Origin of the sequence: Arthrobacter crusticola (assembly GCF_004357995.1) — a bacterium.
Classification (GTDB): Bacteria; Actinomycetota; Actinomycetes; order Actinomycetales; family Micrococcaceae; genus Arthrobacter_D; species Arthrobacter_D crusticola.
The window spans coordinates 726642-740845 of the sequence record NZ_SMTK01000002.1; the positions used below are offsets into that span (position 1 = coordinate 726642).

Genomic DNA, 14204 nt, shown 5'->3' on the forward strand with positions numbered 1-14204 from the left:
CGTGCCGTGCGGGATACTTGGGCCATGGACTTCACCAAGCTTCCGCGCGGCCACCGCCGGGTCGTCATCCTGGGATCCACCGGTTCCATCGGCACCCAGGCGCTTGAGGTGATCGCCCAGGCCCCGGACCGGTTCAGCGTGGCGGCGCTCGCCGCCGGCGGGCGCAACCCCGCCATGCTGGCCCAGCAGGCCGTGGCAACCCGCGCCCCGGCGGTCGGGGCCGCCCTGTGCACTGAAAGCGAACTCGAACAGGCCGTCGGCAAGGCCGCTGACGCCGCGGGAGTGCGCGGCTACCACCCGGAGATCGTCGCCGGACCCGACGCGGCCCAGCACCTGGCCGCCTGGCCCGAGGCAGAAGTAGTCCTCAACGGCATCACCGGGTCGATCGGCCTCGCGCCCACCCTCGCCGCCCTGCGGGTAGGGCACCTGCTCGCGCTGGCCAACAAGGAATCCCTGATCGTCGGGGGGCAGCTCGTGAAGGACGCCGCGGCCCCCGGGCAGCTGGTGCCGGTCGACTCCGAGCATTCGGCCCTCGCGCAGGCCCTCCGCTCGGGCCTCCCGGACGAGGTCGACCGGCTGGTGCTCACCGCTTCGGGCGGCCCCTTCCGCGGCATGTCCCGATCAGATCTGACGGCCGTCACTCCCGCCCAGGCGCTCTCCCACCCCACCTGGACCATGGGCAGGGTGGTCACGACCAACTCCGCCACCATGGTGAACAAGGCTCTCGAGGTCATCGAGGCGCACCTGCTCTTCGACATTCCGCTTGAGCGGATCGACGTCGTGGTGCATCCCCAGTCGGTCATCCACTCGATGGTCCAGTTCATCGACGGCTCAACCATCGCCCAGGCCTCGCCGCCGGACATGCGCCTTCCGATCGCGCTCGGGATCGGCTGGCCCTACCGCGTGCCGGGTTCCGCCGCCGCATGTGACTGGAGCACCCCCGCTGGCTGGACCTTCGAGCCGCTCGACGAGGAAGCGTTTCCCGCGGTGCGCCTTGCAAAGACCGCGGCCGCGGCAGGCGGTACGTCAATGGCGGTGTTCAATGCCGCCAACGAGGAGGCCGTCGAGGCCTTCCACGCGGGCATCATCGGCTTCACCGACATCGTCGACACGGTCGCCGCGGTGGTGGCAGAGCTCAGTGAATCCGGTGACACCGGGGTTGCGCCCGGCGGCGCCGACCCTGGGGGCATCACCCTTGAGGCGGTGCTCGACGCCGAATGCCGGGCACGAGCTTCCGCCCGCGCCCGTTGTGGAATGAAGGAAACCTCCGCCGGATAGGGACACGCCTGCCGGACGCACCAGCATCCGATGCGCCCCCGACGGAACACGAAATCGAAGGAAACGCCTTGTCTATTCTGCTCTTCATCCTCGGAGTGCTTTTCGTTGTGGTGGGCATCGGTGCGTCCATCGCGCTCCACGAGGTAGGGCACCTGGTGCCGGCCAAGCTGTTCAAGGTCCGCGTCACGCAGTACATGGTTGGCTTCGGCCCCACCCTCTGGTCCCGCCGCAAGGGCGAGACGGAGTACGGCATCAAGGCGATCCCCGCCGGCGGCTACATCTCGATGATCGGAATGTTTCCCCCGGGGCCCACTGACGACGAAGGCAGGGCCCGCCAGTCCGGCACCGGCGTGTTCCAGCAGCTGACCAATGACGCGCGCCAGGCCGCCGCCGTGCAGCTCCAGCCCGGCGACGAAAAGCGCGTCTTCTACAAGCTCCCGATTTACAAGCGCATCATCATCATGCTCGGCGGACCGCTGATGAACCTGCTGATCGGCATTGTCCTGTTCGCCGTCCTCATCATGGGATTCGGAACCGCCCAGGCGACGACGACCGTCGCCGAGGTCTACAAGTGCGTGGTTTCGGCCGACCGGCAGGCCGAGACCGGCCAGACGGACTGCGCCGACGGCGACCCGGCCGCCCCCGCGTTCGAGGCGGGGCTGCAGCCCGGTGACCGCATCCTCACCTTTGATGGCCGCGACGTCGAAAGCTGGGACCAGTTCTCCGAGTGGATCCGTGAGGCCGCGGGCCGCAGCGTTCCGATCAGCTACGTCCGCGACGGGGAGACGCGCAGCTCGTCCATCACCCCGCTGCTCACCGAGCGGCCCGTGGCAGGGCCGGACGGCCAGGCCCAGGTCGACGCCGACGGCAGTCCGATCACCAAAGAGGTCGGCTTCATCGGCATCGGCTCCCAGCAGGAGCTGGTGCCGCAGCCGGCCAGCGAGGTCCTGCCCGCGGTGGGTGACTCGCTGGCCCGGGTGACCGGCGTCGTGCTGAACCTGCCCCAGCGGGTGGTCGATGTCGGAGAGGCCGCGTTCTCGGACGCACCCCGGGACCCGGAGGGCCCGATCAGCGTGGTGGGTGTCGGCAGGATCGCCGGCGAGGTCTCCGCCATGGAGGAAATCCCCCTCAAGGCACGGGCAGCGACCCTCGTCGGGCTGGTGGGCGGAGTCAATCTCGCACTCTTCGTCTTCAACCTCATCCCCCTGCTCCCGCTCGACGGCGGGCACGTTGCCGGCGCCCTGTGGGAGGGGCTGCGGCGCACCGTCGCCCGGATCTTCCGGCGCCCCGACCCGGGACCGTTCGACATGGCCAAGCTGCTGCCCCTGACCTACGCGGTCGCCGTCCTCCTGATGGGCATGGGCATCCTGCTCATCTACGCGGACATCGTGAAGCCGGTCGATCTTTTCGGATAGGGTGTAAATTCATTTGAACCCCAATACGGTTGAAAAAGGGATTTCAGCCTTATAGGCTCAGGTGCGTGTTCGTACTCACCATCGATCAGGCCGGCAGTCAGCACGACGTCGACCGCGTCCCCGACCTGCTGGAGCTGCTCCACGGGGTCGACATGGTCACGCCCTTCGAGCGCTCGGTAGGCGACGAGGCGCAGGGCATTCCCGCCTCCGCCGAAGCCGCCGTCGAGGCCGCGCTGCTGTGCCTGCGCCAGGGGGGCTGGTACGTGGGCCTCGGGATCGGCGACATCGAGCGTCCCCTGCCCGCCAGCCCACGGGAGGGACGCGGCAGCGCCTTCGTGGCGGCGCGTGCCGCCGTCGAGCGGGCCAAGAAGACCGGCGACCGTGCCCCGCTGGCCGTTGAGGGCCCGCCCGGAGCCGCCGAGGCCGAGGGAGTGCTGACCCTGATCGGACGCCACGTGATGCACCGGAGCCGGGCCGAGTGGCGCATCCTTGACCGGCTCGAACCGGGCAAGTGGGGGAGCCAGACGGCCGCCGCACGGGAGCTGGGCATCGCACCGCAGTCGGTCAGCAAAGCGGTGGCGCGCTCGGCCTGGACCGAGGAATGGGCCGCCCGTCCGGCGGCGGCGCTCCTGCTCCGCTGGGCCGACACAGGTCAGATAGCAGACCCGGGCGGCACGGCAGCTAAAGCCTGTCCGGCCGACACAGCCGATGCCGCCGGCGCGGCCTGTACGGTGCGTGGGCCCGGGGAGGCCACCCGTGACGGCGGCCGGCCGGAGCCTGCCGGGAGTGCAGGGCGCGGCCCGGCCGCCGGCGCGTCCAGGGGGGATCGCTGATGGAACTGATTTGGATCGTCCTGACCCTGCTTGCCGCGGGAGGGCTCGGCTGGCCCGTCACCACCCTGGTGCTGCGCCTGGCCCGGACCGTCGACGCCCAGGAGCGCGCCAGTGAATCCGGACCGGAGCCGGCCGACCAGCCCCAGCTCGCCTTCCCGGCCCCGCCGCGGCCCAACCCCTGGGAGCAGGGGGCCCCTCCCGCGCCTGCGCCGCCGCCGGAGCTGCCCGCGGGGGTCCTGCGCGGCGGACTCGTCATCGGCGTGCTCGAACGGCTCGCCGTCGCCACCGCCATCCTCACCGGGGAACCGGTCGCCATCGCCTACGTCGTGGCGATCAAGGGCCTGGGCCGGTACGCCGAACTCAAGGAAACCCCGGCGGCCGCCGAACGCTTCATCATCGGCACTCTGACCTCAATGCTCTGGGCCGCCGGGGTGGCCTCCCTCGCGGCGAACTACCTGCTCTGATCACGTAGGGTGGGTTTATGAGTGTTTTCGCCGTCGAGTACGTCTACAGCCCCGACCAGTCCGACCTTCGGGCCGAGCACCGCCCGGCCCACCGGGAGTGGCTGGCCCGTCTCGTCGAGCAGGGCCGGCTCCTGGCCTCCGGGCCGTTCGCCGACGGGACCGGAGCCCTGCTGGTCTTCACCGCAGACTCCGAGGATGACCTGCACCAGCTGGTGAGCGAGGACCCCTTCACCCGGGCCCAGGCGATCTCCGCAGTGAAGACCACGGAGTGGAACCCGGTCGTCGGTGCTTTCGCCAAGTACGTGTGAGCTTCGTCCTTCAACTAGGAGAACCGTCTGCCCCGGGGTGGATAATGGGATCAGGAAAATCGGACTGCCACGCGGCTAATGCCGCCACATGGAGGATGTTTTGACTTCGGTCAGCCTAGGAATGCCAGCAGCGCCCCCGCCCGTACTCGCCCCGCGGCGCAAAACCCGCCAGATCAAGGTCGGCTCAGTCGGGGTGGGCTCGGATTCCCCGATCAGCATCCAGTCGATGACGACGACGCCGACCACCGACATCAACGCGACCCTGCAGCAGATCGCCGAACTGACGGCGACCGGCTGCGACATCGTGCGCGTCGCCTGCCCCTCTGCCGACGACGCCGCCGCGCTGCCGATCATCGCCAAGAAGTCCCAGATCCCGGTGATCGCCGACATCCACTTCCAGCCGAAGTACGTCTTCGCCGCGATCGACGCCGGCTGCGCCGCGGTCCGCGTCAACCCGGGCAACATCCGCAAGTTCGACGACCAGGTCAAGGAGATCGCCGCCGCAGCGAAGGCCGCCGGCACCTCGATCCGCATCGGAGTCAACGCCGGATCGCTCGATCCGCGCCTGATGGAGAAGTACGGCAAGGCGACCCCGGAGGCCCTCGTCGAGTCCGCCGTGTGGGAAGCCTCACTGTTCGAGGAGCACGACTTCCACGACTTCAAGATCTCGGTCAAGCACAATGACCCGGTGATCATGGTGCGCGCCTACGAACTGCTCGCCGAACGCGGCGACTGGCCGCTCCACCTCGGCGTGACGGAAGCCGGACCGGCCTTTCAGGGCACGATCAAGTCGGCCACCGCCTTCGGCGCACTCCTTTCCAAGGGGATCGGCGACACCATCCGGGTGTCCCTGTCGGCTCCGCCCGTGGAGGAGGTCAAGGTCGGCAACCAGATCCTGCAGTCGCTGAACCTGCGGCCACGCAAGCTTGAGATCGTCTCCTGCCCCTCCTGCGGCCGCGCCCAGGTCGACGTCTACACCCTGGCCGACCAGGTCACGGCAGGGCTCGAGGGCATGGAGGTCCCGCTGCGCGTCGCCGTCATGGGCTGCGTGGTGAACGGCCCGGGCGAGGCCCGCGAAGCCGACCTCGGGGTGGCCTCCGGCAACGGCAAGGGACAGATCTTCGTCCGCGGTGAAGTGATCAAGACCGTGCCCGAGGACCAGATCGTCGAAACACTCATCGAAGAGGCAATGAGGATCGCGGAGGAGATGGGGGAGACCGATGGCGAAAATGCTGTCCCGGGTGGCCCCGTGGTTACCGTTAGCTAAGGCGCCGGCCGACCCTGTCGGGCCGTGGTCCTTCCGTGTCCTCGAACAGCAGGACACCGCGGCCCTGTGGACCCTCGTAAACCGCGACCCGGTGGCGAACGTCTTCCTCGCCGCGCACCTCGAAGGCACCGGAAGCGCTGCGGGCTCGGCGGTGGGCGGCCACATTGTGGGCATGTACCGGAACGGGGAGCTCGAGTGCGCCTGCTGGGCCGGGGTGAACCTCATCCCTGTCGGCGTGACCGGAGAGACCGGCGCCGAGTTCGGCGAGCATCTGGGCCGCTCGGGCCGCAGCTTCTCCTCGATCTTCGGACCGGCCGCCGGCGTGCTGGGGCTGTGGTCAACCCTTCAGGACTATTCCTCCGAGCCGTTCGATCTGCGCCCGGTCCAGCCGCTGCTCACGCTGGACACCGACCCCGCGGTTGAGCCGGCGGAAGGAATACGCTTCACCCGGCCCGACGAGCTGGATGTCCTGCTGCCTGCGTGCGCCGCGATGTTCGAGGAGGAGGTCGGCTACTCGCCCTACATCGGCGGTACCGAACACTACCGCCGCCGCGTCGCCTCGCTCATCCGCAGGAAACACTCCCTGGCCGCGTTCGCGGACGACGGAGCGGTGATCTTCAAGGCGGAACTCGGCACTGTCTCATCACAGGCCGTCCAGGTCCAGGGCGTATGGATGAATCCGGACTACCGCGGCAGGGGCCTGAGCGCCGGATACATGGCGGCCGTGGCCGTTGCGGCCCGAGCCCTCGCGCCGACGGTCAGCCTCTACGTCAACTCCTACAACGCCCGCGCCATCGCCTCCTACCGCCGGGTGGGATTCACCGAGGCCGGAACCTTCGCCACCGTCCTGCTCTGACACCTGCTCTCCTGCGCACCGGCCACTCCACTGTCGGGGAGGCAGGGCTGCGGCTGCGGCGGCTGTCGTTGCCGGAGCGCCGGAGCCGATAGATTGGTACCTGTTGTTCCCCGCCCGGTCGGGGCCTGTCTCGAAGAAACGGATTCCCCAGCGTGGTCCTACGACTTTCAACCCTTTTCCTGCGCACCCTGCGTGAAGACCCTGCCGAAGCCGAAGTGGCAAGCCACCGGCTGCTGGTGCGCGCCGGCTACATCCGGCGGGCCGCGCCGGGGATCTACAGCTGGCTGCCGCTGGGCCTGAAAGTCCTGGGCCGGGTTGAAGCGATCATCCGTGAGGAGATGGCGGCCATCGGCGCGCAGGAGGTCCACTTTCCGGCCCTGCTGCCGAAGGAACCCTACGAGGTGACGAACCGGTGGACCGAGTACGGCGACGGCATCTTCCGCCTGCAGGACCGCAAGGGCGCCGACTACCTCCTGGCCCCCACCCACGAGGAAATGTTCACGCTGCTGGTGAAGGACCTCTACAACTCCTACAAGGACCTCCCGGTCAGCCTCTACCAGATCCAGAACAAGTACCGCGACGAGGCCCGGCCCCGCGCCGGTCTGCTGCGCGGCCGCGAATTCATCATGAAGGACTCCTACTCCTTCGACATCGACGACGCCGGCCTTGACCGCAGCTACCAGCTGCACCGGCAGGCCTACCTGCGCATCTTCGAACGCCTCGGGCTCGAGGTCATCCCGGTGACGGCGACCTCCGGCGCCATGGGCGGCTCCAAGAGCGAGGAATTCCTCCACCCCACCGACATCGGCGAGGACACCTTCGTGCGCTCCGCCGGAGGCTACACCGCGAACGTCGAGGCCGTCACAACCGTCGTGCCCCCCGCCATCGACTACTCCGGCGCCCCGGCGGCCGAGGTGCTCGACACCCCCGACACCCCCACCATCGAGACGCTGGTGAACTCCGCCAATGCGGTTGCGCCGCGGGACGGGGGGCCCTGGACGGCTGCTGACACCCTCAAGAACGTCGTCCTTGCCGCCATGCTGCCCACCGGCGGCCGCGAGATCTTCGTGGTCGGTGTGCCCGGGGACCGCACCGTCGACCTCAAGCGCATGGAGGCCACCATCGGCACCCACCTCGAGGTGGGCGGCGAGGTCGCCGTCGAAGCCGCAACCGATGAGGACCTCAAGAAGCACCCCGGCCTGGTGAAGGGCTACATCGGCCCGGGTGAAAGCCTCGACGGAGCCGTCCTCGGGCTGAAGGGCAGCACCGGGCTGCGCTACCTCGTCGACCCGCGCGTTGTCTCCGGCACCACCTGGATCACCGGCGCGAACCAGCCCGGAAGGCACGTCTTCGGGCTCGTCGCGGGCCGCGACTTCGCCTGGGACGGCGTCATCGAGGCCGTCGAGGTCCGCGAAGGCGATGAGGCCCCGGACGGCTCCGGGCCGCTGGAGGCCGCCCGCGGCATCGAAATGGGCCACATCTTCCAGCTCGGCCGCAAGTACACCGAGGCCCTCGGCCTGAAGGTCCTCGACGCCAACGGCAAGCTGGCCACCGTCACCATGGGCTCCTACGGCGTGGGCGTCACCCGGGCCGTTGCCGCGCTGGCCGAGTCCAACCACGACGACAAGGGCCTGATCTGGCCCCGCAACGTCGCCCCCGCCGATGTGCACATCGTTGCCACCGGCAAGGGCGAGGAAATCTTCGCCGCCGCCGCACAGCTCGCGGGCGACCTCGAGGCCGCCGGCTTCGACGTGATGTACGACGACCGGCCCAAGGTCTCACCGGGCGTGAAGTTCGGCGACGCCGAACTGATCGGCGTCCCCACGATCGTCGTAGTGGGCCGCGGCCTGGCCGACGGCGTGATCGAGGTGAAGGACCGGCGGACCGGAGAGGCCACAACGGTCGCCGTCGGCGAGGCGCTGGAGCACCTGCGCACCGTCCTGAACGGCTAGCCCAGGTGGTCTCAGGGCTCGAGGAGATCGAGCTGGCGACGGTCCTCCTGGTGCTCGTCGCCGGCCTGGCCGCCGGCTGGATCGACGCCGTTGTCGGCGGGGGAGGGCTGCTCCAACTGCCGGCGCTGCTCCTGGTGCCGGGCATCACGCCCGTCCAGGCGCTGGCGACGAACAAGATGGGCTCGATCTTCGGCACCACGACGAGCGCCATCACCTACTACCGCCGTGCCCACCCCGACCTGCGCACCGCCGTTCCCATGGCGCTGATCGCGCTGGCGGGCAGCTTCGGCGGGGCGGTGCTGGCGGCCTCGCTGCCCTCGTCGGTGTTCAAGCCGATCATCGTCGCGGCCCTGATCGCCGTCGCGGTCTTCACCGCCCTGCGGCCCACCGTCGGAACCCTGACGAAGCTTAAGTATTCGGGCCGGCGGCACTACGGAACCGCGGGGGCCATCGGCGGGGTAATCGGGTTCTATGACGGACTGATCGGCCCGGGCACCGGCTCCTTCCTCGTTATCGCGATGGTGACGCTGCTCGGCTACAGCTTCCTGGGCGCGAGCGCGAAGGCCAAGATCGTCAACATGGCCACCAACTTCGGCGCCCTGGTGTTCTTCCTGCCGCACGGCTCGATCCTGTGGGGCCTCGGGCTCCTGCTGGGGGCGGCCAATATGGTCGGCGGGTATCTCGGCTCCCGGATGGCCATCACCCAGGGGAGCCGGTTCATCCGCATCATTTTCCTCGTCGTGGTCGGCGCCCTGATCGTGAAGCTCGGCTACGACGTGTGGATCGAAAACGTCAGGCCGTTCACGGAGCGCTGAGCAGGTGCGCCGGCGGCAGGTCCGGCAGCGTCCGGCCCAGCAGCGAACTTGCCACCCACAGGGACCGCCTCGCGTCGCCCGGCGAGCCGGTCTCAAGGTAGTAGAGGGCGTTGCGCACTTCCCGCACCACTGCCCAGTCGCGGGCCAGTTCCGGATCCAGGCCGGCCGCTGCGGCCAGCGCGGCGCACCGCAGGCGCAGCTGCCCGGGCGCATCGGCGGCGGGGAGGTCACCGATCCGGTTCCACAGCATGGGTGCGACGGCGTACTCGGCGTCCCCGAGCAGGGGCTTGGGATCGATGGCCACGAAGCCGCCGGCCGACGGCTGCTCCGCTACATCCCCGGCCTCCGGCGTGGGGCGGGCCAGGATGTTCCCGTAGTGAAGGTCCGAATGCACCAGCACGTCCCGCGCCGAGCGCCGGCCCACGGCTCCACGCACCTGGCAGGTTTCGAGGGCGTGCTCGAGCAGCCACCGCGGGAACGGCCTGCCGGCGGCCTCCCAGTCCGCGGGCAGGGTATCGGTCCAGGTCTCGGCCTCGGGGGCGAGCGCGGGGATTTGTGCCCACTCGCTCCGCCCGTCCGGGCGCAGGGACAACCGCCGCACCAGCGCACCCCAGATGGCAGTGGTCTGCTCCAACGGGAGCGACCCGAGCGGGCGGCGCGCATCGAGGCGCTCCAGCAGCAGCACGGAGTCCGCGGCGTTGAAGGCGAGCAGCCGCACGGCCCCCGCGCCGTCCCACAGCGTGAGCGCCTCGGGCTCGGTACGGGACTCCTCGTGCGGGACGCCGATCTTCAGTGCGGCCTCTCCGCCGTTCGAGCTGCGTACGGGCAGGACCACCGAGCACTGTCCGGACCACGGCCGCCGGCCGGAGGGAAGGTCGAGGGTCAGCTCCCACGCTTCGAGGTACCGCTGGAGGATGCCGGGCCAGTTCCGCAGCCAGGCGCTTCCGCCGGGGAGCTGCCGCGCGGCGCGCTTCAGCCCCTCGGGGAGCTCGACTGCGAAACCTGTCATTCCAGCACGCTATACGAGATTCGTGGCCCCGAGCAGATTTCCGATCAGGAAGGTGGCCGAGAGGGCGAGGAACCCTCCGACAACGACCCTCAGCGCGGCGCGCAGCTTCGACCCGCCGCCCACCTGTGCTCCGAGGCCGCCGGTCAGGGCAAGGGCCACGAGGACGGCGGCGAAGGTGACAGGAACCCGCAGCCCGGTCGGGGGAAGCATGATGGCGATCAGCGGCAGCAGGGCTCCGACAGTGAAGGCCACGGCCGAGGCGAAGGCGGCGTGCCACGGGCTGACGACGTCGTCCTCTTCGATACCGAGCTCCGCCGAAAGGTGTGCGCCGAGCGCGTCCCTTTCGGTGAGTTCGACCGCCACCGTCATCGCGGTCTCAGCGCTGAGGCCCTTCGCCTGGTAGAGGCCGGCCAGCTCGAGCAGTTCCTCCTCCGGCTCCTCCTCAAGCTCACGGCGTTCCTTCTCGATCAGGGCCCGCTGGCTGTCACTCTGGCTGCTCACCGACACGTACTCGCCAAGGGCCATTGAGAGGGCTCCGCCGACGAGGGCCGCCACACCGGCGGTGAGGATGGGCCCGGAGGCGGTGGTCACCCCGGCGACTCCGACGACGACGGCGGCCACCGAGACGATGCCGTCGTTTGCCCCGAGGACTCCCGCCCGCAGGCGGTTCAGCCGTTGGGCGAGTGCGCCCCGGTGCGGTTCGCCGTCGTGGAAGGCATCATTTCCGCTCATGGTTTCCCAGTATCCTCCGCATTGGGTTCCTCGGTGCTTCCCGCCGTGGGCAGTGCCTGCTCCTCGACGGGAATGCCGGGGAAGGGCTCCGCGACGCCGTCCAGGGCGAAGCTGCGCTGGACGGCGGTGGTGAGCCGCCCGACCGCCCAGCCACGGAGCGCCGGCCCGCCCGCGCCGACCACCGAACCATAGAAGACGCTCAACTCCTGCTCCAGCCGCGCGATGCCTGCCGCGGGGTCGGCGAGGAACTCCGGGGCCAGTGCATACGCCGGGGGAAGCGGCGCCGGTGCGGCGCAGAGCGCGGCCAGTGCCGAGGAGGCCGCCGCGGCGACCGCCGCATGCTCCCGGGAGGCCGCCAGCAGCGGCTCCGGATCGGGCAGCCGTGCCGCGGCCACCTCATAGGCGTAGACGGCCCGGTCCTCGGTGCGGACGGCCGACAGTAGTGCGCGGCGCTGTCCGGCACTGCCCCGGGGTTCATCCGTGCACGCCGGACCGTCGGCTGCGTCAAGGCCGGCCGCAGCGGGAGCCTCGACCGGCAGGCCCAGCAGGGTGCGCAGGGAGGCCGCCTGCTGCCACTGGCTGCTGCCGACCGATGCGAGAAGCCTCGCGATTCCCGGCTCGGCCTTGACCGCGTCGGAGAGGTTATCACCGGCCGACGCCGCGAGGTCCTCCAGGAACCCTGCAGGTGTCACTGGCGTGGAGGTGCCCTCAGCGGCGGTCGCCTCCGGAGCGCCGGACCGGGTGCCGGAAGAGGAGCCCTGGGCGCTCTCCGGGCCGGCGGGGGCGAGGCCGTGCGCCTGCGCCGCAAGCAGCTCCGCGGCCTCGGCGTAACCGGCCGCGGGCGCGGAGCGGGCGAGTACGGCGGCGTCGGCGGCGAGGTCCCGGGCGCGGTCGGCGGCGGCCTGCTGGGCCCGTTCCGTGAAGGTCGGTTCCGGCCCGCCGCGCGGGGTCAGGGCGGTGACACCGGCGCCGGTCACCAGCAGGAAAACCAGCACCGGCACCAGGAGCCCGGCCATCCGGGAACCCACCGGAGGGGTGCCCTTTTTCCCGGTGCTGCGCTGGCGGGGCGGGGGTGTCGTCACAGGAAGAGATCATGTCATGATCGAGCCGGTTTGAGCCGCCGATACATCTGCGCCTGATGAAAGTCGGTACTCTTGGAGCACAACATCATCGAGTGGGAGGCAGCTATGGCGGTTCGGTCCGGCCAGGGAAATCCGTCGTCGCCGCGCAAAGCGGCCCGAGATGCCGAGCTGCAGGCGGAAGCGCAGAGACTCCGGGATCTGCTCCAGCCGGTCGTCGAGAAGCACGACCTCTACCTCGAGGACATCGACATCAAGACCGCCGGCGTGCAGCGCACCGTCCACGTCATCGTCGATCTCCCGGAGGACCGGCAGGGCGGCATCGGCCTCGACGTCATCTCGAGTGTCTCCCTGGACCTTTCCGAGGCGATGGACAACGACCCCCACGACGACGGCAGGCCGTACAGCCTCGAAATTTCCTCCCCCGGCGTTTCCCGGCCCCTGACCGAGCCGCGGCACTGGCGCAGGAACCTCGGCCGGCTCGTCGAGGTGACGCCGACCAGCGGCGACAACGTCGTGGGGCGGCTGCTTGAGGTCTCCGCCGACGGCATCCGGCTGCTTCCGCAGCTGCCCGTCAAGAAGGGGATGAAACCCCGCCAGGGCGAACCGATGACCCTTGAATTTTCCCGGATCCTCAAAGGCACGGTGCAGGTCGAATTTGCACACGCCGAGGATGAACACCACGAAGACAACGCTGCCGACGGTCCGGGCGACCCCGGTCCGGCGCACCCAGCATAAGGAGTCCCCCAATGGATATTGATATGAGCGCGCTGAGGCTGCTCGAGCGCGAACGGGAGATCCCGCTTGACCTGCTGATCCCCACGATCGAACAGGCATTGCTCGTGGCCTACCACCGCAGCCCCGGCGCCGTGGAGAAGGCGCGGGCCGAACTCGACCGCAAGAACGGGCACGTGACCATCTGGGCGACCGAGGTGGACGACGACGGCGAGCCTGTCGGCGAGTTCGATGACACGCCCAGCGGTTTCGGGCGCATCGCCGCGAGCACCGCCCGGCAGATCATCCTGCAGCGGCTGCGCGACGCCGAGGACGACAACATCCTCGGCGAGTTCCGCGGCAAGGAGGGCGAACTCGTCGCGGGCATGATCCAGCAGGGCAGCAACCCCCACATGATCCAGGTCAACCTCGGCTCGGTCGAGGCAGTGCTGCCGCCGCCCGAGCAGGTGCCGGGGGAGAAGTACCTTCACGGCACCCGGCTGCGTGCCTTCGTCGTCGACGTCCACCGCGGCATGAAGGGCCCCTCGATCACCCTGTCCCGCTCGCACCCGGGCCTGGTGCGGAAGCTCTTCGAACTCGAAGTTCCCGAGATCGCGGACAAGACCGTCGAGATTGTGGCACTTGCCCGCGAGGCAGGTCACCGCACGAAAATCGCCGTCAAGGCCAATGTCCCCGGCGTCAACGCCAAGGGCGCGTGCATCGGAGAGATGGGCTCGCGCGTGCGGGCGGTCATGAGTGAGCTCAACGACGAAAAGATCGACATCGTCGACTACAGCGACGATGCCGCCACCTTCATCGCCAGCTCGCTGTCGCCGTCGCGGGTGTCCTCGGTGACGATCACCGACGAGACGACCCGCTCAGCCCGCGTCGTCGTCCCCGACTACCAGCTCTCCCTTGCCATCGGCAAGGAGGGCCAGAACGCGCGCCTCGCCGCCAAGCTCACCGGTTGGCGCATCGACATCGTTTCGGACGCCGCCCAGCCCGCGAAGGCCTGAGCGGGGCGCGGGTAACAACATCGTTCGCGGAAGCGGTAGAATGAAAGGGACTGAGGATTTCATGCGCCTCGGCGGACCGGGCACGACGGACACGGGATTGCATCCCATCCGGACCTGCGTTGGCTGCCGGAAGCGCGGGAACCAGTCGGCACTAATGCGGGTGGTGGCCCAGGCAGGCGACGAAGGTAAGGTCGCCGTGCTCGACGCGCACCGCCGGCTGTCCGGTCGGGGCGCATGGCTGCACCCGGATCCGGCCTGTATGGAAACGGCTCTTCGACGCAAGGCATTTCACCGTGCTTTTCGGGGCGCTGTCGAGACCGGGCAACTGGCGCTTCAATTCCATGCAGTCACTGGGACCTCCAACGGCCCCAGGCAAGAAACCGTCCTCCCTGAAAGCGGGTCAGAAAACTGATGGAAACCCGATGAGTACCCAGCGATGAGTGCCCAACGATGAACAATCCGTTGA

General features: G+C 69.4%; 15 protein-coding genes. 12 read left to right on the forward strand and 3 right to left on the reverse strand.

Annotated features, from left to right (window positions below; all coding sequences use genetic code 11):
- Positions 1 to 24 precede the first annotated feature (24 nt).
- The 9 genes from dxr (at position 25) to E2F48_RS07295 (ending at position 9188) form a co-directional block, all read left to right on the forward strand.
- Positions 25 to 1278: a 1-deoxy-D-xylulose-5-phosphate reductoisomerase gene (gene dxr / locus E2F48_RS07255; RefSeq protein WP_133403295.1), complete on the forward strand. Its 1254-nt coding sequence runs from the start codon at positions 25 to 27 to the stop codon at positions 1276 to 1278.
- A 68-nt stretch (positions 1279 to 1346) separates the two neighbouring features.
- Positions 1347 to 2693, forward strand: a complete 1347-nt coding sequence (locus E2F48_RS07260; RefSeq protein WP_246018562.1) for a M50 family metallopeptidase — start codon at positions 1347 to 1349, stop codon at positions 2691 to 2693.
- A 65-nt stretch (positions 2694 to 2758) separates the two neighbouring features.
- Positions 2759 to 3526 carry a MarR family transcriptional regulator gene (locus E2F48_RS07265; protein ID WP_342772584.1) on the forward strand — a complete coding sequence of 256 codons (768 nt, stop codon included), beginning with the start codon at positions 2759 to 2761 and terminating at the stop codon, positions 3524 to 3526.
- Positions 3526 to 3990, forward strand: coding sequence for a hypothetical protein (locus E2F48_RS07270; RefSeq protein WP_133403297.1), 465 nt, complete (start codon positions 3526 to 3528; stop codon positions 3988 to 3990). The genes E2F48_RS07265 and E2F48_RS07270 overlap by 1 nt, the downstream gene beginning before the upstream one ends.
- Before the next feature lie 17 nt (positions 3991 to 4007).
- Positions 4008 to 4298 carry a YciI family protein gene (locus tag E2F48_RS07275; protein WP_120166643.1) on the forward strand — a complete coding sequence of 97 codons (291 nt, stop codon included), beginning with the start codon at positions 4008 to 4010 and terminating at the stop codon, positions 4296 to 4298.
- A 100-nt stretch (positions 4299 to 4398) separates the two neighbouring features.
- Complete coding sequence (ispG, locus tag E2F48_RS07280) at positions 4399 to 5565, forward strand: flavodoxin-dependent (E)-4-hydroxy-3-methylbut-2-enyl-diphosphate synthase (RefSeq protein ID WP_133403298.1); 1167 nt, start codon at positions 4399 to 4401, stop codon at positions 5563 to 5565.
- The gene (locus tag E2F48_RS07285; protein WP_246018563.1) at positions 5519 to 6421 is read left to right on the forward strand and encodes a GNAT family N-acetyltransferase; all 903 of its coding nucleotides are present in this window, start codon (positions 5519 to 5521) and stop codon (positions 6419 to 6421) included. The genes ispG and E2F48_RS07285 overlap by 47 nt, the downstream gene beginning before the upstream one ends.
- Before the next feature lie 152 nt (positions 6422 to 6573).
- Positions 6574 to 8373: a proline--tRNA ligase gene (locus tag E2F48_RS07290; RefSeq protein ID WP_133403299.1), complete on the forward strand. Its 1800-nt coding sequence runs from the start codon at positions 6574 to 6576 to the stop codon at positions 8371 to 8373.
- A gap of 5 nt (positions 8374 to 8378) precedes the next feature.
- On the forward strand, positions 8379 to 9188 hold the full coding sequence (locus E2F48_RS07295) for a sulfite exporter TauE/SafE family protein (RefSeq protein WP_133403300.1): 810 nt from the start codon (positions 8379 to 8381) through the stop codon (positions 9186 to 9188).
- On the opposite strand, the gene E2F48_RS07300 is transcribed toward E2F48_RS07295, so the two are convergent.
- From E2F48_RS07300 to E2F48_RS07310, 3 genes are read right to left on the reverse strand one after another with little or no spacing between them, the layout of a single operon-like run.
- A complete protein-coding gene (locus E2F48_RS07300) occupies positions 9175 to 10197 on the reverse strand; it encodes an aminoglycoside phosphotransferase family protein (protein ID WP_133403301.1) in 1023 nt (340 codons plus the stop codon). The two genes, E2F48_RS07295 and E2F48_RS07300, sit on opposite strands and share 14 nt — an antisense overlap.
- A 9-nt stretch (positions 10198 to 10206) precedes the next feature.
- Positions 10207 to 10929, reverse strand: coding sequence for a VIT1/CCC1 transporter family protein (locus tag E2F48_RS07305; RefSeq protein WP_133403302.1), 723 nt, complete (start codon positions 10927 to 10929; stop codon positions 10207 to 10209).
- Entirely contained in the window at positions 10926 to 12011 is a 1086-nt protein-coding gene (locus tag E2F48_RS07310) for a DUF4439 domain-containing protein (protein WP_133403303.1), read from the reverse strand. The genes E2F48_RS07305 and E2F48_RS07310 overlap by 4 nt, the downstream gene beginning before the upstream one ends.
- Positions 12012 to 12083: 72 nt before the next feature.
- Here E2F48_RS07310 and E2F48_RS07315 point away from each other — a divergent pair, with 72 nt between their 5' ends.
- The 3 genes from E2F48_RS07315 to E2F48_RS07325 all read left to right on the forward strand — a co-directional run bounded on the left by E2F48_RS07315 (position 12084) and on the right by E2F48_RS07325 (position 14150).
- Entirely contained in the window at positions 12084 to 12746 is a 663-nt protein-coding gene (locus tag E2F48_RS07315; RefSeq protein WP_246018564.1) for a ribosome maturation factor RimP, read from the forward strand.
- A gap of 11 nt (positions 12747 to 12757) precedes the next feature.
- Complete coding sequence (nusA, locus tag E2F48_RS07320; protein ID WP_133403304.1) at positions 12758 to 13738, forward strand: transcription termination factor NusA; 981 nt, start codon at positions 12758 to 12760, stop codon at positions 13736 to 13738.
- Between the two features lie 154 nt (positions 13739 to 13892).
- Positions 13893 to 14150, forward strand: coding sequence for a YlxR family protein (locus tag E2F48_RS07325; protein WP_246018670.1), 258 nt, complete (start codon positions 13893 to 13895; stop codon positions 14148 to 14150).
- Positions 14151 to 14204 lie beyond the last annotated feature (54 nt).